Source organism: Streptomyces sp. NPDC002835 (assembly GCF_053591995.1).
Map to the genome: position 1 here is coordinate 69573 of NZ_JBSFUW010000012.1, position 21525 is coordinate 91097.

The 21525-nt window shown below is 69.7% G+C and carries 10 protein-coding genes and 3 pseudogenes; 5 read left to right on the plus strand and 8 right to left on the minus strand.

The features are described from left to right. Window positions 1-17: 17 nt before the first annotated feature. The gene (locus ACWD01_RS15670) at window positions 18-1976 is read right to left on the minus strand and encodes an acyl-CoA dehydrogenase family protein (RefSeq protein WP_451162038.1); all 1959 of its coding nucleotides are present in this window, start codon (window positions 1974-1976) and stop codon (window positions 18-20) included. Between the two features lie 158 nt (window positions 1977-2134). Beyond that, window positions 2135-2416 (minus strand): annotated as a pseudogene (locus tag ACWD01_RS15675) (hypothetical protein); the annotation flags it as partial. A gap of 2 nt (window positions 2417-2418) precedes the next feature. Here ACWD01_RS15675 and ACWD01_RS15680 point away from each other — a divergent pair. Further along, window positions 2419-3230 (plus strand): annotated as a pseudogene (locus ACWD01_RS15680) (penicillin-binding transpeptidase domain-containing protein); the annotation flags it as partial. Window positions 3231-3332: 102 nt separating this feature from the next. Here the strand turns inward: ACWD01_RS15680 and ACWD01_RS15685 are convergent. The 3 genes from ACWD01_RS15685 to ACWD01_RS15695 all read right to left on the minus strand — a co-directional run bounded on the left by ACWD01_RS15685 (window position 3333) and on the right by ACWD01_RS15695 (window position 12050). Next, window positions 3333-3662 (minus strand): hypothetical protein, encoded by a 330-nt coding sequence (locus ACWD01_RS15685; RefSeq protein ID WP_451162040.1) that lies wholly within the window; start codon window positions 3660-3662, stop codon window positions 3333-3335. Window positions 3663-3713: 51 nt separating this feature from the next. Continuing rightward, window positions 3714-11681 carry a ricin-type beta-trefoil lectin domain protein gene (locus ACWD01_RS15690; RefSeq protein ID WP_451162042.1) on the minus strand — a complete coding sequence of 2656 codons (7968 nt, stop codon included), beginning with the start codon at window positions 11679-11681 and terminating at the stop codon, window positions 3714-3716. Window positions 11682-11876: 195 nt separating this feature from the next. After that, window positions 11877-12050, minus strand: coding sequence for a hypothetical protein (locus ACWD01_RS15695; protein ID WP_451162044.1), 174 nt, complete (start codon window positions 12048-12050; stop codon window positions 11877-11879). Between the two features lie 242 nt (window positions 12051-12292). On the opposite strand from ACWD01_RS15695, the gene ACWD01_RS15700 reads away from it, so the two are divergent. Both ACWD01_RS15700 and ACWD01_RS15705 read left to right on the plus strand, forming a co-directional pair. Beyond that, entirely contained in the window at window positions 12293-15427 is a 3135-nt protein-coding gene (locus ACWD01_RS15700; RefSeq protein WP_451162046.1) for a hypothetical protein, read from the plus strand. Between the two features lie 188 nt (window positions 15428-15615). After that, a pseudogene (locus ACWD01_RS15705) lies at window positions 15616-15870 on the plus strand (transposase). Between the two features lie 93 nt (window positions 15871-15963). On the opposite strand, the gene ACWD01_RS15710 reads toward ACWD01_RS15705, so the two are convergent. Together ACWD01_RS15710 and ACWD01_RS15715 are read right to left on the minus strand one after the other, a co-directional pair. Further along, a complete protein-coding gene (locus tag ACWD01_RS15710; RefSeq protein WP_451162048.1) occupies window positions 15964-17409 on the minus strand; it encodes an aldehyde dehydrogenase family protein in 1446 nt (481 codons plus the stop codon). 196 nt (window positions 17410-17605) lie between these two features. Next, window positions 17606-18577, minus strand: a complete 972-nt coding sequence (locus ACWD01_RS15715; protein ID WP_451162050.1) for an EamA family transporter — start codon at window positions 18575-18577, stop codon at window positions 17606-17608. Between the two features lie 197 nt (window positions 18578-18774). Here ACWD01_RS15715 and ACWD01_RS15720 point away from each other — a divergent pair, with 197 nt between their 5' ends. Beyond that, a complete protein-coding gene (locus tag ACWD01_RS15720) occupies window positions 18775-19407 on the plus strand; it encodes an eCIS core domain-containing protein (protein ID WP_451162052.1) in 633 nt (210 codons plus the stop codon). Next, window positions 19389-19925, plus strand: a complete 537-nt coding sequence (locus tag ACWD01_RS15725; protein ID WP_451162054.1) for a discoidin domain-containing protein — start codon at window positions 19389-19391, stop codon at window positions 19923-19925. The genes ACWD01_RS15720 and ACWD01_RS15725 overlap by 19 nt, the downstream gene beginning before the upstream one ends. Here ACWD01_RS15725 and ACWD01_RS15730 read toward each other — a convergent pair. Further along, complete coding sequence (locus ACWD01_RS15730; RefSeq protein ID WP_451162056.1) at window positions 19920-21515, minus strand: PucR family transcriptional regulator; 1596 nt, start codon at window positions 21513-21515, stop codon at window positions 19920-19922. The two genes, ACWD01_RS15725 and ACWD01_RS15730, sit on opposite strands and share 6 nt — an antisense overlap. Window positions 21516-21525 lie beyond the last annotated feature (10 nt).

Sequence of the window (21525 nt, forward strand, 5' to 3'; positions counted from 1 at the left end):
CGCACACCGCCGAAGCGTCAGCGGATCGGGCGGTGCACGTTCTCCTTCACCGTCGGGCCGGGGGTGGCGTCGGCGATCCAGGGGCCTTCGCCGCTGGCGTCGATCACACCCTCCTCCAGCCAGGCGTACGTACCGGACAGGACGCCCTTGACGACCTTGCGGTCCAGGTCGTCGGTGTTGGACCAGAGCCGGTCGAACAACTCCTCGACACGGATCCGCGCCTGGTGGCAGAAGGCGTCGGCGAGCTGGTACGCCTCGCGGCCGTGCTCCCCGGACGCCCGCAGCATGTCCGCGCGGACACAGGCGGCGCTCATCGCGAACAGCTCGGCGCCGATGTCGACGATCCGGCCGAGGAAGCCCTGCTTGGTCTCCATGCGCCCCTGCCAGCGGGACATGGCGTAGAAGGTGGAGCGGGCCAGCTTGCGGGAGCTGCGTTCCACGTACCGCAGATGCGCGGACAGGTCCTGGTGACCGGCGGGGTGGAACTCGGCGTACGTACGGGGCAGTTGGCCCGGTCCGGTGACGAGCTTGGGCAGCCAGCGGGCGTAGAAGGCGGCCGCGTTGGCGCCCGCCTTGGCCTTCGCGGACATCGGCTTGTCCGGGTCGATGATGTCGCCGGCGACGGCGAGGTGCGCGTCGACCGCCTCACGGGCGATGAGCAGGTGCATGATCTCGGTCGAGCCCTCGAAGATCCGGTTGATCCGCAGGTCGCGCAGCAACTGCTCGGCGGGCACGGCCCGTTCGCCCCGCGCCGCCAGCGACTCCGCCGTCTCGAAGCCGCGGCCGCCCCGGATCTGGACCAGCTCGTCGGCCATCAGACAGCCCATCTCGGACCCGTACAGCTTGGCGAGCGCGGCCTCGATACGGATGTCGTTGCGGTCCTCGTCGGCCATCTGGGAGGCCAGGTCGACAACGGCCTCCAGGGCGAAGGTGGTCGCGGCGATGAAGGAGATCTTGGCGCCGACGGCCTCGTGCTTCGCGACGGGCTTGCCCCACTGCTCGCGTACCTCGGACCACTCCCTGGCGATCTTCAGGCACCACTTGCCGGCGCCGACGCACATCGCGGGCAGCGAGAGCCGGCCGGTGTTGAGCGTGGTCAGCGCGATCTTCAGGCCGGCGCCCTCGGGGCCGATGCGGTTCGCCGCAGGCACCCGTACCTGATGGAAGCGGGTCACGCCGTTCTCCAGGCCGCGCAGGCCCATGAAGGCGTTGCGGTTCTCGACGGTGATGCCCTCGCTGTCCGCCTCGACGACGAACGCGGTGATGCCTCCCTTGTGCCCCTCCGACTTCGGCACGCGGGCCATGACGACGAGGAGGTCGGCGACGACACCGTTCGTCGTCCACAGCTTGACGCCGTCCAGGACGTAGTCGTCGCCGTCCGGCACGGCGGTGGTGGCGAGGCGGGCCGGGTCGGAGCCCACGTCGGGCTCGGTGAGCAGAAACGCGGAGATGTCGCTGCGGGCGAGACGCGGCAGGTACTTCTGCTTCTGCTCGTCGGTGCCGAACTGCTTCAGCGGCTGCGGCACGCCGATCGACTGGTGCGCGGACAGCAGCGCGCCGATCGCCGGGTTGGCCGAGCCGACGAGGGCCAGCGCCTTGTTGTAGTACACCTGGGTGAGGCCGAGGCCCCCGTACTTGGGGTCGATCTTCATACCGAGCGCGCCGAGTTCGCGCAGGCCGTTGATCACCTCGTCGGGGATCCGGGCCTCCCGCTCGATGAGGGCGCCGTCGATCTTCGTCTCGCAGAACTCGCGCAGCTTCGCGAGGAACTCCTCGCCGCGCCGGGTGGCCTCGCCGGTCGGCATGGGATGCGGATGGATCAGGTCGAGCCGGAAACGTCCGAGGAACAGCTCCTTGGCGAAACTCGGCTTGCGCCAGTCCTGTTCGCGCGCCGCCTCCGCGACCTCTCGCGCTTCGCGCTCACTGATCTTCGGGGTCTGGGGCTTGTGCAGGGGCTTGTCCGTGGGAGCGGACATGAGGCTCACCTCGCCGCGAATCGGGGACCGCCCAGGGCGTGTACCGGACGGTGCTACTCGTTCGTAGTACCCGATTCGGGGCACCTCCACCAGCCCGCGTACGGCAGCGGGAGCAACGGGGACCGGCCGTGGGCCGCGCACAGCGTGCGCCGGCCGGATCAGCGCGCTTCCCTGCGCGCCGCCTCGTGACTACGGCATACCCGGCCTCCGTGCGGGATCAGGCCGCCGAACCGGTACGGGAGGTACGTGGCCGGTTGCCGGAACGGTCCGCGCCAGGGCGAGGCCGATGTCGAGCAACGACGACCGGCCGAGGCGGGCGACCTCGGGGATCGGAGTCCAAACCGACTCGGCGGTCCGGCCGTCCGGCTCAGGGCGGAGCCGGACGCCGGTGCGCGGACCTGGTAGAGGATGCCGACGTTCTGGAGCTCGGGCCGGCCGGGAGATCGTGACGGCGGCGGCCCTCGACGCGGGCGTGGTGACTGACGTCGAGGCGCCGACGGACACCCCGGCCCTGTTCGTCCTGCCGGGAACCCGGCAGGTGCTCCCGAACGCGGCGCGGGGGTGCGGGAACGCCTCGCTCGCGTACGCGCTCCAGTGGTCGTGCAACTGGGTGATGGCGGGGCTTCGGGGTTGAGGTGGGCCTGGTGGGATGGTGGACGCGGCACAGCGGTTCGGCTTCGACGGTCCGGGCCTCACGATGCGCTCCTGGGTCGCGAGGTCCAACTTCGACATGGACATGAGCGACAACCAGCTGGCGTTGTCGACGATCGGCCAGTTCAACACGACGGCGACCCCGCTGCAGATGGCGATGGTGGCGGCGGCCGTCGCCAACGGGGAGATCGCGCACCCGTATCCGGTCGAGCGGACGACTACGTCAGGCGGCACGACGGTCGACGCCACCGGCCGTCGCAGCTACCGCCATGCGATGCGCCCCTCGACCGCCACCCTGCTGCAGCGGCTGATGGTCAAGGCGGTCGAGGAGGGCACGGGCACGAACGCGGCCATCCCCGGGGCGCGCGTCGGTGGCAAGACGGGCACGGCTCAGCACGGCCTAGGCACCACCGGGACGCCGTAGGCCTGGTTCATCGCCTGGGCGCAGGCGGCGGACGCGACCCGGCCGGCGGTGGCGGTGGCGGTCGTCGTCGAGGACGCGGAGGCCAGCCGGGGGACATCAGCGGGGGCGGGAGCGCGGCGCCGATCGCGCGGGCGGTGATGGAGGAGGGGCTGAGGCTGGAGAGGGAGGCGCGGTGGTAGTCCTGAAGTGAGGTCTGCCCGGAGACGACGATGCCCCGTTGTGGTAGCTCTGGAGCGCACCACAACGGGGCATTGTCTTGAACCTGCTCTTAAGACATCCGCTTACAGCTCTTGTAGAGCCGCGCAGATCGCCTGGCCTACGGCTTGGACGTTCTCACGATAGAAGCCGTACTTGTTGTGAAACGCCTCTTCAGAGGAATGGTTCAAGTAGGCGAACGCCAGAGCTCCGTGCACCGCGCGGAGTTCCGCGCGGCTGAGCTGCAGCTCGATGTTCCCCCTCGACCGAAAGTCGACCTCCTGTTTCCTCAGTTCATGGAGCTGCGCGAATTCCTCACCCGAGACGACGGCGATCAACTCCGAGGAGTTCCCGCCGCTGTACAGACTGATGAGAGTTCTCCTGACCAGATCGAACTGAGAGGGAGTAAGGGCCACTCTGTAGCCCTCACCCGCTCGAGAGACTTTTACACTCCGCCGCACGAGGCCTCACCCATCCAACGGGTTGAAGATGCTGTTGAACTCATCCAGGGACTGATGATAGGCGTGCACCATGTACGAATTCTGAACAATCGTCACACCCCTTCCCTGCCCGTCCACTGTCTCCTCGTCGCGCCGTGCGGTCGTTCCCGGCTTCCTCCGGTCGCCATGAGTCATCCCCAGGTTGCGCTGATTCCTGAGATAGTCGGCCAGAGCTCCGGTGTTGCTACCAATACCGTTGATGGTGTGGTCCGCAGCGTTGCTCGCCGAATTGCATTCGGGGCACATGCGCTGAATATTGTAGTCCACTCCGTCAGCGATGTCGTTCCCGTGCGAGTCCTGCAGCTGTTCGTGACGATCGTCACTGATTCCCTCACAGTTGTGCACCAGGACTGGCGTGGCACCCGCCAGCGCGTAGTAGGTGTGAAGGTCGCTGACGGTGAGGTTGTGGACAGTGGCGAGCTGGCTCGTCCGGCGCTCGATCGAGGTGATCCGGACGTAAGTGCCAGCGTTGGTCTGGAGCCACTGGCCGGCGCGCAGGTCGGTGGCTCCGATCCACTCACCGAGCTCGGGGACCCAGAAGGGGTGTCCGTCGGTCGCGCTGACCTGGGCCGTCTTTGTACCCGCCTTGCCGTCGGTGTCGATGGTGACCTTGACCAGGTGCTTGAGGCCCTGGCCCTTGATCTCGGCAGTGACCGTCTCGATCCGGGTCTCCCCGGTCTTCGGGTCGGTCGCCTTGACCTTGTCGCCCGTCTTGACCTTCTCGATCGGCTTGGTCGAGCCGTCGGCCATCAGCACCTTCGTGCCGGGCACGAAGCTGTTGCAGGTGCCGCCTTCCTCGGCCTTGCCGGAGCTACCGCTGCCGCTCGAACCACCGTTGCTGCGCGAAGAGCCGCCGGAGCTGCCGCCCGGCTTGGAGGTGCTGGCCTTGCCGCCCCCGCCCTTGCCGCCACCGGAGCCCTTGGGCTGGGAGGACGCCTTCGGGGCCGCCTTCGCCTGGGACTGCTTCTGGACGGGGTTACCGGTCTTCTTCTTCGCGGCGGCCGCCGCGTCGGCCTTTCTCTTCGCCGCTTCGGCTGCCTTCTTCTTGGCGCGTTGCGCGGCCTCCTTCTTGGCCTTCTCGATGGCGGCCTTCTTGGCCCTGAGCGCTGCTGCCTCGGCGGCCTTGGCGGCCTTGAGGACGGCCTCGGCGGCCTTCTTCGCCTTCTGGAACGCCTGGATGGCGTTGATCGTGCGGTTGACTGCCTTGAGCACCGACGGGATCTTGCCCAGCTTGGCCCACGGGATCGCCCCGATGATCATGCTGCCGCAGGACCACATGTCACCGCCGAAGCAGGCCATGGCGTCGCTGAGTCCGATGAAGTCGCTCAGGATGCTCCAGGCAGCCGCGAGGATCACCGAGGTCAGGGACTTGCCCATGGTGGCCTGCGCCTGCGCGACCTGGGCCGCGGACAGGCCCGCGCCCGTGAGCGCAGCGGCCTTCTCGGAGGCGGTCAGGGTGATCGCCAGACCCGTCGGGTCCGAGTAGGTCACCGGGTTGTTGTGGGCGTAGACGTACCCGTTGGCCTGCAGCGGGTCGTTCAGGTCCATCAACGGGTCGGCCGACAGGAACCGTCCGACCACCGGGTCGTACAGACGTGCGCCCAGCGGCTGGAAGCCGGAGGCGTCGTCCCTCGTCTTGCCCAGGAAACCCTTGTGGCTCTGCAGGTTGACGCCGACGGTATCGGCGCCGCGCTGGTTGCCGAACGGGTCCTGCTTGCGGATCCGCACCGCCATGGTGCCGCTCATGGCGACCTCGGCGTAGGTGGAGCCCTGGTGGTCACCCGTCTGAGCGACCAGTGACTCCGTACCCGTGCCGTAGGCATAGCGCATGACCGAGCCACCAGGGGTGGCGTAGGTGCGCTGCGAGTTGATCAGGACACCGCCCTGCTGGACAGTCACCTCGGCCTCGCCCAGGTTGAGGGTGGCCTGCTTGCCCTTGATGGTCAGCAGGCGCTCACCGTCGGGGCCGTAGATGTGACGGGTGTCGTTCTGGGGCGCCCACAGCTGCGCGGCGGACGTGCCGTCGCAGGTGGCCAGCACGATCGGCGTGCCGCTGGCCGAGTTGGCGCCCTGCACCGCCAGGCAGAGGCCCGACACGATGTGCGTGAGCTGACCGGCGGTGTTCCGCTTCAGCTCCTGCGCGGCCGTGCCATTGCACTTCTGGATCTGGACCGCGGACCCGGCCGTGTTCGCGGCCGGCTGGACACACCAGTTGTCGTAGACGGTGAGCGTGCCCCGGTTGGGGTCGATCTGCGTCCCGGCCACGGGGGCCGGAGTGGAGGTGAACTTCCAGTTCTGGGCGACCGAGGTGTTGCAGCTGTAGAGCTGGATCGGCTGGGAGGCAGTCGCGAGGCCGGACTTGAGGTCGAGGCACTTGTCGGCCAGACCCACGTACGGGGTCTTGCCACCGGTGCCCTGGCCTGTGATCCGGTCGACCTTGCCGTCCGCCGTCCAGGTCAGCGTCTGCTTGTCGCCGTTCTGGAGCGAGGTGATCGACTTGGTCTCACCGGTGAGCTCGTACAGACGCTCGGCCTCGGCCTTGACCTGCGCACCCGCGGGGCCGGTGTAGGTCTTCGACACCTTCGTCAGGGTGTGCGGCTGCGAGCCGTCCGCCTTGCCGTAGGTGTAGTCGGTGATGGCGTCCTTCGCCTCGGCGCCGGTCAGGTCCTTCTCGACCAGCTTCTTGCGGTTGCCCAGCAGGTCGTACTCGTACTGCTGCCAGTAGCCGGAGGTGTCATCGCCGGCGGCGACGTTGAGGGTGCCGTCGGTGTTCTTCGGGGCGGTGCACTTCTCCTTGTCCTTGGAGGTCCAGGCCTCCTTCAGCTGACCCAGCGGGTCGTAGGTGAAGCACTGCCGCTCCTCGATCCCGGTGGCGTGCTCACGGATGCCTGTGACATTGCCGGCGGGGTCGTAGGTGTACTCACGGTTCGTCACCAGGTTGTTGTTGGGCAGCGGGGTCTGCTCGCGGTAGACCATCTGGTTCTGCAGCTCACCGGTGGACTCTTCGAACGAGTTCTGCGTCCACACGCGGTACGGCAGCGCGCCCAGGGTCGAACGCATCACCTGACCGTACGGCGAGTAGACGGTCTCCGTGCCGTACCAGTCCTTGCCGGAGAGGGAGACCGGCTTGCCGTCCTTGTTGTAGCGGACGACCAGCTTCTCCGCGTCGAACTTGCCGACCTTGGGGAGGTTGGCCTCCTCCAGCATGCCGTTGTCGGAGTACGTGTAGCCGTAGGTGTACTCGGTCGGCAGACCCCACGTAGCGGCCAGCGTCGACGGCAGCGACAGCGTCATGGACGTCGGCTGGTAGTCCTTCGTGTAGCCGTTGACCTTCTGCGTGTACGCCTGACCGTCCGTGTAGCGCGTGACGGCGGCGGGCATGCCCTTGCCGCCTGTGACGGAGTCGTACGAGTAGGTGGCGAACGCGGCACCGGTGGGGCCGTTGAGCTTCTGCGCCACCGGCCGGGACAGCTCGTCGTAGCCGTTCCAGACCGTCACACCACGTGCGTTGGTGGTGGTCAGCAGACGCCCGCGGTGGTCGTAGGTGTTCCGCGTCGTGCCCGTGTCCGGGTCGGTCGCGGTCTCCAACTGGCCGCGGTGGTCGTAGGTCCACGACCACGGGTGCGCGGTGTCTGTGGAGCTGGTCGCCTTCGCCACCTGGCCGCGGTTGTTGTACTCGTAGCGCGTCGACGTGAAGCCGCCGGGCGCCGCCGGGTTGAACGTGTCCGTGCGGACGGTGCGGCCCAGGGCATCGGTGTAGACGCGGTAGGAGGAGTTCCCCTGCGGGTGGATCACCTTCGACCAGTCAGGGCCGTACTCGTAGCGGGTCGCCTTCTCGGGGACCGGCTGGGAGATGGCCTCGGTCGTGCCGGTGAGCTTGACCTTGAGAACCGGCATTTCCTCGAGCACGCGGCCGAGGCCGTCGTACTTGTAGCGGGTGATGTTCGGAACCGTGGTGTCCGCGCGCGGCGTGAACAGCTCACCGCTCGGGTCGTCCTGGTTCAGGTAGGCGTTGTTGGTCTGGTAGACCTCACCGGCCGTGTTGTACAGCGTGTCGGTGATCAGACGGCCGCCGCCGTCAGCCTCCTCCTGCGTCTGGCGCTCGCGGCCCAGACCGTCGTAGATCGTGACGGACTTCTCGACCCGGTCCTCGTAGCCACGCGAGTAGGTGGTGACGTACGGAGGCTTGCGGATCTTGCGGCCATCGGGGTCGGCCGGGTCGGTCTCCTCCGCCGGGATCGTGTACTCGGCGCGGAAGTCCGGCACCGACGACGTCGACGGAGTTCGACCCGCACCCCATGCCTCGGCGAGACGGCCCAACGGGTCGAACTTCGCCTCGCTCACGTGACCGTTGGCATCGGTCGTCTTCAGCGCGACCGCACGGCCCGGCTCCAGCTCCTGGACCTGGGTGTGACCGAGCGGGTTGGTCTCGGTCACCTTGAAGACCTGCCCGGTGGGCGGGTCGAAGGCGATCGTGGAGGACTTCGGAACCGGCTGCGCCATCTGGTCCGGGTCTGTCTGCCGGATCACCCTGCCGATGGCGTCGAAGCCGACCGTGCCGCCGGTCTGGAAACCGGTGCCCTTGTCGTTCAGCGACCAGGTCTCGGTCGCGAGACCGCGGGTCGTGGCGCTGAGAGCGGTGCCGTACGCGGTGCCGTCGTACGCGGTGCGGGTGGCGCCGCTCAACGTGCTGAGATCGGCCCAGTCGGCGTTGGCGCAGAGCGACGGGGAGACCAGGACCTGCTTGGACAGACCAATCAGGTTCTTGCCGGTGTGGTGCAGGTACTCCAGCTTGGTGCAGGACTCGTCACCGGTCTTGCCCGTGTCGCCGAGGGACTCCACCAGGGTCGGCAGACCGTGGGTCGACTCGTAGGTCGTGCTGCTCTTGACGGTCCGCACGGTGCGCGTGTCGTCGCCGGTGCCGGAGGACTTCGTGTACGCGATCTCCTCGGGCTCCGTGACGCGCCAGGCCTTCAGCGGGTCCAGGCCGTCGTCACGGTTGCGGCTGGCGAGCTCGGTGGCCGCGGGGACGGTGAGGCTGCGGGTGAGCCAGTTGGTGTCGGCGTCGGTCGCGTTGGTGTAGCTGAATTCCTCGGCGATCCGGCCGGCGAACGCCTCGCGGTCGTAGACGGTCTGGCCGTCGTGGGTGAGCGTGGCGCCCGTGATGTTCTTCATGGGGACGGTGTCGCCCATGCCGCGGAAGAAGCGGGTGACGGCCTTGGTCTTCGGGCCGTCGACTCCCGGCGTGTCCTCGGCCGGGTCGGAGCCCTCGCCGCTGTCGGCGGTGGCCTTGCGCTCGCCCGTGATGACCGCGGTCTGCTCGAAGCCGGCGAAGGTCGAGTAGGTCCGGGTGGACTTCTTCGAGAACTCCGCGTCGGCGAGCTTCCAGCCGGCGTTCTTGTATTCGTACGACGTCAGGGTCGAGTACGAGCCGTCGACGTTCGGCAGCTCTTCGATGGATTCCACGACGTACTTGTGGAACCAGTCGATGTCCTCGACTTCGGAGTCCGGGTGCCAGAACTGCGGGTAGCACAGACGCGTGTTGGCCTTCAGACCGGCCGTGTCCGACTTGGTGGGCAGGCCCTGCCTGCTGGCGCAGCCGTCGAGTGGGTCTCCCCAACTGGGCATCTTGTAGGTGACGACGGTCTCACCGCCGTACTCGTTGATGACACGGCCGATACGCAGCCTGGAGAAGCCGGGACGCGGGTCGATCGGCTTCCCCTTGTCCACGCCTGCCGTCTCCCTCAGCAGGACACGGTTGGGCATGTCGTCCTCGTTGGACTCGAACCGCACCGGGTTGAGCTTGACGGAGGCGTCCGTCGAGCCGTTGCGGGCGTAGCCGGTGCGCTGGATGGACTCCAGCCACAGGGCGGTGTTCGGGCCGGTCTTGAGGACCGGGAAGCTCTGCTTGAGCTGGAACTCGTCGACGACCTGGCGCGCGGTGGTGTCGGTGCGCCGCTGCGCGGACGTGGTGATCTTGTCCAGGCGCTTGCGGGTCCAGAACGTCGGGCCGGCGTTCCAGCACTTCTGCGTGTACGTCGCTGTGACCGCCTGGCAGCGCAGGTCGGCCGGGGTGTCGTACCAGATGCGGTACTTGCCCGGGTCCTTGGAGGTGAAGTTCTCCTCGCTGCAGGTGTGCGTGGTCGACGCGTCGTAGCAGCGCTCGGCGACGGTGAAGCCGACGCGGGCCGGGGCCGTCGCGGAGAAGATCGATTCCTTGCGCTGGCCGTAGTAGATGTGCGACAGGTAGCCGCCGCGGTCGTACTTGACCGGACCCTTGAAGTAGAAGTTCTTCGCGTAGTAGTTCTCCTCCTTCTGCCACCACAGGGACATGGCGTTGCCGTGGATGTCCTCGACGTAGTCGAGGCTCCAGCGCCAGCCCTGGGTGCAGGAGGAGTTCTTCCAGTCGGCCGTGGTCGGACCCTGGTAGCAGTCCTCGCCCGAGTGGTTGCCGTAGACCGGCACGGTGAGGACCGACTTGGTCTGCGGGTCGTCGGTGAGGCTGCCGTTGTCCGACCAGCCCGGGAGCTTGTTCAGACCGAAGTGGTACTTGGTGCCGTCCTTGGTGGTGACACGCCAGTACTCGCCGTCCTTCGCACCGTTGCCGGTGGCCTGGCCCTTGATCCGCTCGACCTTGGAGCCGTCACCGTTGGCGGTGAACCACTGACCCACGGGCTTGCCGTCGGCACCCAGCGGACCCTTCGTGTCGTCCCACACCAGCTCGGTGGTCATGCCGCCGAGCGACAGAGTGGCGTTGTTCGAGCCCCAGCACAGGTCCGCGGTCTTGTGGCCCGAGTTGTTGGACCCGGACTTCTTGGAGTCCTGGCGGCAGTTGTTGTACGTCCGGGTGATCGAGCCCGCGTTGTAGTCCCAGCCGTCACCGATCCAGGAGGCCTGGTTGTTCGAGGCCGAGGTGCGGCCGTCGACCGACTGCGAGTTGTACGACAGGTTGACCTTCGGCATCAGGCCGCCGGCGGTCTCCGGGACCTGCACCTGGTACGCGTAGGTGAAGGCACCGTTCGAAGAACCCGCCGCCCAGGAACCGCTGGACAGCAGCGGCGAGGCGGTGAAGTCACCCGAGACCGAGGCCCCGGTGTCCATCGCGCCCACGACCTGACGGCCCGAGGCGGCCACGACCGGGAAGGCGGCCCGGTGTACCGCGCCGGTCGCCTTCGACGGGGCACCCCCGTCCGGCAGCAGGTTCCCGACCGGAACCGAACCGGTCAGGATCTGGCGGTTCGGGGCCTTCTTCGCCAACTTCGTCTTGGTGGGCGCCTTGGAGGCCGGCACCACCTTGATCGTGCTGCGCAGCCGCTCGACCTCGTCGCCCGCCTCGTCCGTGCCGGACATGGTCTGGACTCCGGCGTCCGGGGCACAGTCACCGGAGTCCGGGGAGTCCACGACACAGTCCGGCAGCAGGACCAGACCGAAACGGCTGGCGGCCTGCGGCCCGTAGAGGTCGGCGAAGCCGGTGGTGTCGACGGCGAGCGTGACCTGCGCGGCCGGGTCGGCCGTCGCCGGAGGCACGACCTCCATGATCATGCCGGGCACGCCCTGGTCCTGCGACGTGGTGGTCGACTTCAGCGCGACCGTCCAGTCACCGGCGATCGCCGCCGGGTCCTGGCCCACCGGGACACCCACCGCGATCGGCAGACCCGCCTGGGTCGTCTGGTTCACGACCGGAACCGTGGCACCCTCCGCGGTCGAGGACGACAGGGTCGCCTTGCCTGCGTCCTCCGCCCACGGCGTGACGGCCTTCGCCTCGTACGGGACGATCGGCTGCTCCGGCGCCGTGCTCAGCGTCTTCGGAGCCTCGGCGTCCTCGGGGAGCGTGGTGCTCTTCGGGATGTCCGGCAGTTCGACCTGAGAGGTCTGCTCCTCACGGCTCATCCCGTCGCCGGGAACGGCCAGGGCCTGCGAGCCCAGACTCGTCACCGTCAATATCGATGACAACAAAAGGACGGTCGCCGTGCGGCTTCGCCGACGGCGCCGTCGTTGTGACTCTGTCATGGCCAGGCGATCCCGCCCCACCCATGACAGTGGAACTGAAGCACGCATACGCGTCGACTCCCACCCAGACGAACAAGACAACGGAGGAGGTGCGGAAACACCAAAGAGCACGCGCCTGGCTCAGGCGCGTGCGTGCGCACTTTCTGTCATGTGCGCTGCATTTTCAAGATCGTGGATGGTGGCCGAGGTGCCACGGAAGTGAGCTTCGCCACGGTGCAACCGCGAGCAGAACCCCGCACCGTCGACCTTTGCTTCAGATCGGACATCGGAGATATTCCCGATCTGATGGCTCATCAAGTGGCCATAAAGTGGATGAACTGATGGCTTGTTATGCCTCTGCCGCACAGTAGGTCACGTATTCATAAATCCTTTGGATATGGACGTCACCTGCCGCTCGTGTGATCGTGTGCGCGCATTACGCCCCGCGGCCCGTCCGTCGGGGCTGTCTGTGCTGTCCGAAAACTGTCCGAAAATCCCTCTGGTTCACACGGGAGTAGACCGCCGTGCCAGCGCCGCCTCGTCTTCTCAGCCCGTTCGTGCGCACGCGCACACGGCTGTCACTCACTCTCGGCCTCGTACTGGCCGCACTCACCGCAGCGCTCCTGCCCTGGTGGCAGCCGAGCGCGCCCCCGAACGCCAAGTCCCCCGTCACGGACGCCAAGCAGGCGTCGACCGGTCCGCGTGACGAGGCCGCCGCCGCGGCCGAGGCAAGGCGGACCGGCAAGAAGGTGCTCGTCGACACGGCGACCACCCAGACCCAGCTGGTCTGGGCGATGCCCGACGGCAAGATGCGCACCCGGATCCACGCCCTGCCGCAGCGCGCGAAGGACGCCAAGGGCAAGTGGGCGCCGATCGACAACACGCTGCGCCGGACGAAGGGTGCCGGCCCGCTGGGCGTCCGCCCGGTCAACAGCGCCGTGCCCGTCCGCTTCGCCAGTGGCACCGAGGCAGCCCGCGCCGACCGCTCGTCGTACAGCCGTCCGCCCCTCGCCGAGGACGTCCCGAACCAGAGCGTCCTCGCCGAGGTCGAACTGGGCGGCCACACCATCGCCTACACCTGGCCGGGCACTCTGCCCGAGCCGGTGCTCGACGGTCCCCGTGCCCTGTACCCCGAGGTGTTCCCGGGCGTCGACCTGCTCCTTGTGGTGCGTGAGGAGGGCGGCTTCGGCCAGCTCCTGATCGTCAAGAACCGCGAGGCCGCGCAGAACAAGGACCTCGCCTCCGTCTCGTACGGACTGCACTCGAAGACCGCGGTCTTCCGTACGGACGCGAAGGCGAACCGGGTCCAGGTCCTGGACAAGGCGGGCCAGGAGATCGGCAGCATCCCGACCCCGTTCGCCTGGGACTCAGGCGGCCGCGACTCCGAGGCCCCGGCGGGCACCCCGCGCCACACCTCGGTCGCGACCACGGCCGACGTGCTGAAGCTGTCGGGTCTGACCGGCATCGAGCCCGGCGCCCGCTCCGCGCAGCTGCCCGTCACCCTCGACGGCGACGACACCGGTGAGGCCCGGCTCCACCTGGACGTCGCCAGGACCGGCCTGCTCACGCACAAGGACACGACGTACCCGGTCTTCATCGATCCGCCGCTCAACAGCGGCTGGCTGGCCTGGACGGTGGCGTACAAGAAGTACCCGAACTCCAGCTTCTGGAACGGTACGAACTTCTCCTCCGGCACCTCCGACGCCCGTGTCGGCTACGAGAGCGAAACCGGCGGCCTCGCCCGCTCCTTCTGGCGCATGAACTTCTCCTCCAGCTACAAGGGGGCGAAGTTCGACTGGGCCACGTTCAAGATCAAGAACAACCACTCCTGGTCCTGCACCACGCGTCAGATGGAGTTCTGGCTGACCGGTTCGATCTCCTCGGGTACGACCTGGAACGCACAGCCGAGCTGGTCACAGGTGCTGCACAAGAAGTCCTTCGCGCACGGCTGGTCCTCCTCCTGCCCGGACGCGTACGAGGCGTTCACCGTGACGGCCGCGGCCCAGAAGGGCGCGGACAGCGGCTGGTCCAACATCACCTTCGGCATGCGCGCGACCAGCGAGAGCGACACCCAGACCTGGCGCAAGTTCGCCGCGACCGGCGCCGTGCTGGAGGGCCAGTACAACCGTCCCCCGTCCCAGCCGACCTCCGGCACTTCCTCGCCCGGTGGCGCGTGCGTGCCCGGCCCGACCAACAGCGTCACCATCGGCCGGACCACCATCACCCTGAAGGCCAAGGGCTACGACCCCGACGGCACCCTGCCCAAGCTGCGCTTCCGCTTCTGGAAGACCGGTGCGACCACCAAGAAGGAGTACGTCGCCACCCCGTCCTCCACCGGCTACGGGCAGATGGTCATCCAGGCCGACGACCCGCTGCTGGCGAGCATCACGGCCAACACCCTCTACTCGTGGGACGTACGCGCCGAGGACTCCGCGGGTGAGGTCTCGACGTTCTTCCCGACCGGTACCGAGCCGTGCCGGATCACCGTCGACCCGACCGCGCCGCCGCAACCGGACGTCACCAGCACCGTGTTCACGGAGGCCACGAGCGACGGCAAGACGTGGGCGTCGGTGAAGTTCGGCACGCCGGGTGACTTCACCTTCACCGCGGCCGGCGCGTCCAAGTTCCGATGGGCCTTCGAGGGCGTCGGCTACGTCGACGCGCCGACCCCGGTCAACGGCAAGGTCACGATCACCGGTGTCCAGCCCAAGCACGCGGGCCCGAACGTGCTGACCGTCTACGCCTACGACGTCAACGGCAACCAGAGCATTCGCGGGGAGTACAGGTTCTACCTGCCGCCGCGCGACAGGGCCGACGGCCCGGGTGACACCGGTGGCGACGACATCGCCGACCTCATCGTCGTCGACGCCGATGGCAACCTGCGGAACTGCGTGGGCGCCCCCGAGGGCGAGCTCTACTCCTGCCTGGCGGCCTCCTACGTGACCGCCGACTCCAAGCTCGACCCGCCCGGCCACTGGTGGAACGGCACCAAGGCCGCGCTCATCGCGCACTACAACGACACCTACCCCGGTGACGGCTCGACCGACCTGTTCGCGGTCGCCCCGGACGGTCAGTTCTGGCTCTACCCGGGCGACGGCTACGGCAGCTTCAACGTCGACGACCGCATCAAGATCCGCCTGCCCGCCAACGCCCCGGCGCCGTCGACCTGGACGCAGCTGAAGGCGACCGGCGACATCACCGGCGACAAGTTGCCCGACCTGGCCCTGCGGGCCGGCACGGCCTTCTGGGTGCTGTCCGGCTACACCGGCGCCACCTTCGAGACCGCGACGCTCATGGAGGGCGCCGCCTGGGCCCCGCGCGACATCGTCAACCTCGCGGACATGAACAAGGACGGCACGCCCGACCTGCTCTGGCGCAACGTGGACAACGGCAACATGTACGTCCGCCACGGCAAGCCCGGCGCCGTCGCCGGCAGCGTGGACCTGGAGTCGATCAAGCTGGCCGCCAACTCCGCCAACGGCGACGTCTCCTTCGGCAACAGCTGGACCGCGGCGAACGTGTCGGCCGCGATCGGCATACCCGACGTCAACAACGACGGGGTCCCGGACATCTGGGCCCGGTTCGCCGACACCGGAAACGTGAAGGTGTACCACCCGTCGACGACCAACACCAACCCACCGGTCAAGACGGTGCTGTCGGTGAACTGGAACAGCATCAAGTCCTTCGGATGACGTCCCGTTCCACACAGCGGTGAGCCCCCGGCGCGATGCGCCGGGGGCTCACCCCGTCTCCCGGGCTTCCAGGACCGCCTCGCCGCCGGCCTCCGGGGCCCTGGCCGGCGCAGCGCGCCGAGGGCCGTTCGGGTACAGGCGGAAGCTGTGCCTCAACTGCACGCCGATCACCCTACGGAAGCCGGGTCATGGCCGAGTGTCAGAACATCCGTACTGGAAGGCACCGCGCTTTCGTCCTTCACGCACACGTGGTTTTCGTGACGAAGTACCGGCACAAGGGTTGTGCTTCCCGCCCGAGGTCGCCCTGTCGAAGCTGGTGAACTCCCTGAAAGGGGTCGGCTCCCGCCGCCTCCGCCAGGAGATCCCCGACCTCGTCCCGGCACTACCGGCGGGCCGACAAGCTCTGGTCCGGTTCGTACTTCGCGGGCTCGGTCCCGCCATGATCCGGCCGTCCTTGCTGGTCAGCACGGAGACGAAGAGAGACGGCCGGAGCCCCCGCACAGTGGGCTCCGGCCGTCGGTCGTGGTGTACGGGCGTTACAGCGCCAGGCCGGTGAGGACCAGCACCCGCTCGTACGTGTAGTCGTCCATCGCGAACGCGACGCCCTCGCGGCCGACGCCGGACTGCTTGGCGCCGCCGTAGGGCATCTGATCGGCGCGGTAGGAGGGGACGTCGCCGACGATCACGCCACCGACCTCGAGGGCGCGGTGGGCGCGGAAGGCGGTGCGGACGTCGTGGGTGAACACGCCGGCCTGGAGACCGTACTTGGAGTCGTTGACCGCCGCGAACGCCTCGGCCTCGCCGTCGACCCTGGTCACGGTAAGGACCGGGCCGAAGACCTCCTCGCAGGCGAGGGTGGTGTCGGCGGGGACGTCGGTCAGGACGGTCGGCGCGTAGGCGGCGCCGTCGCGCTTGCCGCCGGTGAGCAGCTTCGCGCCGCCCTGGACGGCCTCGTCGACCCAGGACTCCACCCGCTTCGCGGCGTCCTCGCTGACCAGCGGGCCGACGTCGGTGGCGGCGTCGGACGGGTCGCCGGTGACCTGGGCGTCGACGGCGGCGACGATCTTCGGCAACAGCCGGTCGTACACCGTCGCGTCGGCGATCACGCGCTGCACAGAGATGCAGGACTGGCCGCCCTGGTAGTTGGAGAAGGTGGCGATACGGGTCGCCGCCCAGTCCAGGTCCTGTTCGGACGCGAAGTCGGCGAGGACGACCGCCGCGCCGTTGCCGCCGAGCTCCAGGGTGCAGTGCTTGCGCGGCACCGAGTCCATGATCGCGTAGCCGACCTTGTCGGAGCCGGTGAAGGAGATGACCGGCAGGCGCTCGTCCTGCACGAGGGCGGGCATCTGCTCGTTCGGGACCGTCAGCACGGACCAGGAGCCGGCGGGCAGCTCGGTCTCGGCGAGCAGCTCGCCGAGGATCAGGCCGGACAGCGGGGTCGCCGGGGCCGGCTTGAGGATGATCGGCGCGCCGACGGCGATCGCCGGGGCGATCTTGTGGGCGCAGAGGTTGAGCGGGAAGTTGAACGGCGCGATGCCGAGCACGACGCCCTTGGGGAAGCGGCGGGTCAGGGCCAGCCGCCCCTGGCCGCCGGCGTCGGTGTCGAGCCGCTGCGCGTCGCCGCCGTTGAAGCGGCGGGCCTCCTCGGCGGCGAACCGGAAGACGGAGACGGCACGGCCGACCTCGCCGCGGGCCCACTTGATCGGCTTGCCGTTCTCGGCGGAGATCAGCTGCGCGAGCTCTTCGGTGCGCTCGACCAGGCGCTTCGACACGTGGTCGAGGGCGGCCGCGCGGACGTGGGCGGGCGTTGCGGCGAACTCGTCGCGCACGGCGTACGCCGCGGCGACGGCCTCCTCCACCTGGGCCTCGGTCGGTACGGAGACCCGGCCGACGAGGCGGCCGTCCCACGGGGAGGTGACGTCGAAGGCGGTCTCGCCGGTGGCCTGGCGGCCGGCGAGCCAGAAGGCGTGGGTGGAAGTCATGCGGGTCCCGGCCCTTCCGAAGTAGTGGGGTCTGCTCTCGGTCGTTCTCTCCACACGGTAGGGCCGCCGGCCCGTCCGGTCGTTTGTCCGGCATGGAGTAGTCGCGTGTCCCGCCTGGCCTCTTTGGCGCGTCGGCGGCGGCGGGGCGGCCCGGCGGTACGGCGGCCGCCCCGCGGCGGCCGCCGGCCGGGCGCGGTCAGCGGCGGCGTTCGGTGGACACGATCAGGCAGACGCCGGCCACGACCACGGTGCCGCCCACCGCGATGGGCCAGGTCAGCCGCTCGCCGAGCACCAGCGCGCCGAGCAGTACGGCGACCACCGGGTTGACGTAGGCGTACGTGGCGACGAGCGACAGCGGCGCGGTGTGCAGCAGCCAGGCGTACGCGGTGAACGCGAGCAGCGAGCCGAAGACGACGAGGTAGGCGAGCGCGACCCAGGAGCGGGTGGAGACGTCGCCGAGAACGAAGCCGTGGTGCTCGCCCCGGCCGAGCGCGACCAGGGCGCAGCCGATGCCGCCGGCCACCATCTCGTAGGCGCTGGCCGCGAAGGGGTCGGCCGGCATCGGAATGCGGGACGACGAGAACGAGCCCACCGACCACATCACGGTGGCCGCGATCACGGTCAGGACTCCGGTGATGCGCACGTCGCCGCTGAGGCCGGGCAGGGTCAGCACGGCCAGCCCGGCCAGGCCCAGAGCGACGCCCGCGTACGCGCCGAGGCCGGGACGCTCGCCGGACGCCCGGCGCAGGACGACGACCCAGGCGGGGACCACCGCGATCAGCAGCGCGGCGAGCCCGGACGGGATGGACGTCTCCGCCAGCACGACCAGGCCGTTGCCGCCGAGGAGCAGCAGCAGGCCGACGACGGCCGCGGAGGCGAGCTGCCTCTTCGTGACCTTGAGCGCCGAGGGGCCGCGCCGCCAGGCGACGAGGGCTCCGAGGATCAGTCCGGCGACGACGAACCGGGCCGCCGCCGAGGCGAACGGCGGCATCGTCTCGACGACGACGCGGATGCCGAGGTAAGTGGAGCCCCAGACGACGTAGACGATGGCGAGCGCGGCCCAGACGGCACTGGAGATCCGGCGGCGGGCGGGGACCGAGGGGGCCGCCGGCAGGACCGGCGCGGGAGCGCGTTCGCCGGGTGTCGACTCGGCTGTGGGGCTTGTCATGCGCAGGAGATTAAGCACTCCGAGGCACGGGAACCAACAATCCTGCCCGACTTCGGGCAGGATTCCGGAAGTTCGGAGGGACTGCCCGAAGGGGCAGGGCTCCATGCCCCCGGCAGGCAGAGGGCGGGCTGGACGGGGCAGGCCGGGCGCCGTGATGGTGGAGGACCGGGCAACGGTGCGGGTCAGGGGAGACGTCGATGAACGCACACGGACACAGCCACGACCACGACCACGAGTGGGAGCACGACCACGGCCGCGGACGCGACCTCGAAGCCGCGGACGAACGTCGGCACGAGGGTGCGCACAGCGCCGCCCCGGCCGGGACGGCCCATGTGTTCCGCGCCGCCGCCACCGGTCGCGCCGACGTGGTCGGCGCCTCCGGACTGGGCGTGCTCCAGCGGGCCGCCGGGAACGGCGCCGTCGGGGCGATGGTGCAGCGCAGCAGGAGCGAGACGGGGGAGGAGTCCCGGGAAGAGGCGCGCTCCCCGGTCCACGACGTGCTCGCCTCGGGCGGGGGGCAGCCCCTCGACACCGACACCCGTGTCGACATGGAGACCCGGATGGGCGCGGACTTCTCCGATGTACGGGTCCACAACGACGCCGCCGCCGACTCCTCCGCGAAGGGCCTCGGCGCCCACGCGTACACGGTCGGCAGCAATGTGGTCTTCCAGCGCGACGCGTACGATCCGTCGTCGCCCCAGGGCCGTACCACCCTGGCGCACGAACTCACCCATGTCGTCCAGCAGCGCAGCGGTCCGGTGGAGGGCACGGAGGCGTCCGGCGGAATCCGCTGTGGCGGCGGCCGCCGATCGTGCTCCCCGTCGTACTGATCCTGCTGGCGTGCGGGATCTGGTTCGCGTGGCCGCGGCTGCCCGGTGTGCTCGGCATCGCGAAGCAGGAGACCGGCACCCCGGAGGCGCTGCTGCCCACGGGGTTCCGCAGCTCCAGCGCGGCGTCCGGCCATCCGGCGGGGGCCGCCTTCGACGGCTTCAACAACCGCTACTGGGCGGCGAAGGAGACGGGCGCCGGCACCGGCGAGTACCTGGAGTGCGACTTCGAGCAGCCGGTACGGGTGACGAAGCTGATCGTGTTCGCCGGCACGTCGGCGAAGAAGGACGAGTTCCTCGCGCAGGCCCGCCCCGCGCGGCTCACCGTGGTGCTCACCTCGGCCGACGGCACCGAGGCGCGCAAGAAGGTCACGCTGCGGGACGAGCCCGGCCAGCAGACCTTCGACGTGCGCGGCAGGGACGTCGTGACGGTCAGGATCGTCGCGGACGCGGCCTACGGGGTCGCGAAGGGCAGACGGCCGGCGGTCGCCGAGATCGAGTTCTTCGGCCGCAGGTCATGAGGCAGGACGCGGCTTCGCCGGCGGCTCGCCCGTCGCCTTGAGCGCGAGCCACAGCTCCATGCGCACGTCCGGGTCGTCCAGCGAGCGTCCGAGGATCTCCTCCACCCGGCGCATCCGGTAGCGCAGCGTGTGGCGGTGGACGCCGAGGTCGGCCGCTGCGGCGTCCCACTGGCCGTGGCGGGACAGCCAGGCCCGCAGCGAGGCGACCAGGTCGCCCCGGCCGGTCGCGTCGTGGTCGCGCAGCGCGCGCAGCATGCCGTCCGCGAACGCGCGCACCGCGTCGTCACCGAGCAGCGGCACGATCGACCCGGCCGCGAGTTCCTCGTGCTCGACGAGGGCGCGCCCTCGTCGGCGGGCCACGGAGAGCGCCTGCTCGGCCTGCTTGTACGCGCCGGCGGCCGCGGCCGGACCGGTCGGCGCCGAGAGCCCGACGTAGAGCTCCGCCTCCTCCGCGTCCCTGGCCGCGTAGGTTCCCAGGCACGCGGTGGCCACCGCGCCGCCGTCCACGGCGAGCACGACCATCCGGTCCTCGACCCCGTCGGGCACCGCGAGAACGGTCTCCCCGGCCCGCGCGGCCGCCGACTCGACCGACTCGGCGAAGGCGCTCAAAGCGGCGGGGCGGCCGCCGGCGGCCGGGTCCGGGTCGCCGTCGGCTTCGGCGATCAGCAGCCGGAACGGGGCGTCGAGGAGCCCGCCGTACAGCTCGCCGGCGACGGCCCGGGCGTGGTCGGGCTGCCCGGACAGCATCATGCGCAGCACCGCGGCGCCGAGGCGCTGTTCGGCGGCCTGCATCGCCCGGGACCGCTCGGTGGTCAGGGTGAGGAGGGCGACCGCGGAGTGCACCGCGTAGCGCTCCGCGGTGCCGAGCGGGGCGCCGGTGCCGACGGCGAGCGCGCCGCGGACCCGGCGGCCCGTGCCGAGCGACTGGAGCTCGACCCGGTCGTCGTCCTCCGTGCCGCCGACGACGGCGCTCGCGGGCGCGGCCCGTTCGCGCAGCCGCTCGATGTCGGCGGTGAGCCGGGCGGCACGCCGGGCGGCCCAGTCGGGGGCCGCGGCGACGACCGCGCCGGACGCGTCGTACAGCGCCGCCCAGCCGTCGATGTGCGCGGCGAGCCGTGCGACGACGGCGCCGGGGCCTTCGGTGAGCGCGGCCCGGGTCAGCTCCCGCTGCGCCTCGAATCCGGCGGTCACGGCCCGGTACTGGTCGGCGGCGATCGCCGCGGAGACGGCTTTGCTGATCGCGATGAACGGCGTGCGGCGGGGCACGGCGAGCAGCGGCAGCCCCTCCTGCCGGGCCGCGTCGACGAGCGCCTCGGGAATGTCGTCGTAGTACACGCCGACGGCGAAGCCCAGTCCGACCACTCCGGCGCCCACCAGCCTGCGCACGTAGCGGCGCATGGCCTCGTGGTCCTCGGCGTCCAGCTTCATGGCCGTGACCAGCAGCAGCTCCCCGCCCTCCATGTACGGCACGGGGTCGGTGAGCTCGCTGACGTGTGCCCATCGCACGGGTGTCTCGAGCCGGTCCTCCCCGGCGCGCACGGTGAGCTTGAGCGCCGAGTGCTGGACGAGCGAGGCGAGGGTGGGCGGCATGGGACCAGGG

Excerpts from the sequence above, each read along its gene's own strand:
- ACWD01_RS15715 (WP_451162050.1), bottom strand. The coding sequence starts at position 18,577 with ATGACAAGCCCCACAGCCGAGTCGACACCCGGCGAACGCGCTCCCGCG.
- ACWD01_RS15695 (WP_451162044.1), bottom strand. The coding sequence starts at position 12,050 with ATGAGCCATCAGATCGGGAATATCTCCGATGTCCGATCTGAAGCAAAG.
- ACWD01_RS15730 (WP_451162056.1), bottom strand. The coding sequence starts at position 21,515 with ATGCCGCCCACCCTCGCCTCGCTCGTCCAGCACTCGGCGCTCAAGCTC.
- ACWD01_RS15720 (WP_451162052.1), top strand. The coding sequence starts at position 18,775 with ATGAACGCACACGGACACAGCCACGACCACGACCACGAGTGGGAGCAC.
- ACWD01_RS15670 (WP_451162038.1), bottom strand. The coding sequence starts at position 1,976 with ATGTCCGCTCCCACGGACAAGCCCCTGCACAAGCCCCAGACCCCGAAG.
- ACWD01_RS15710 (WP_451162048.1), bottom strand. The coding sequence starts at position 17,409 with ATGACTTCCACCCACGCCTTCTGGCTCGCCGGCCGCCAGGCCACCGGC.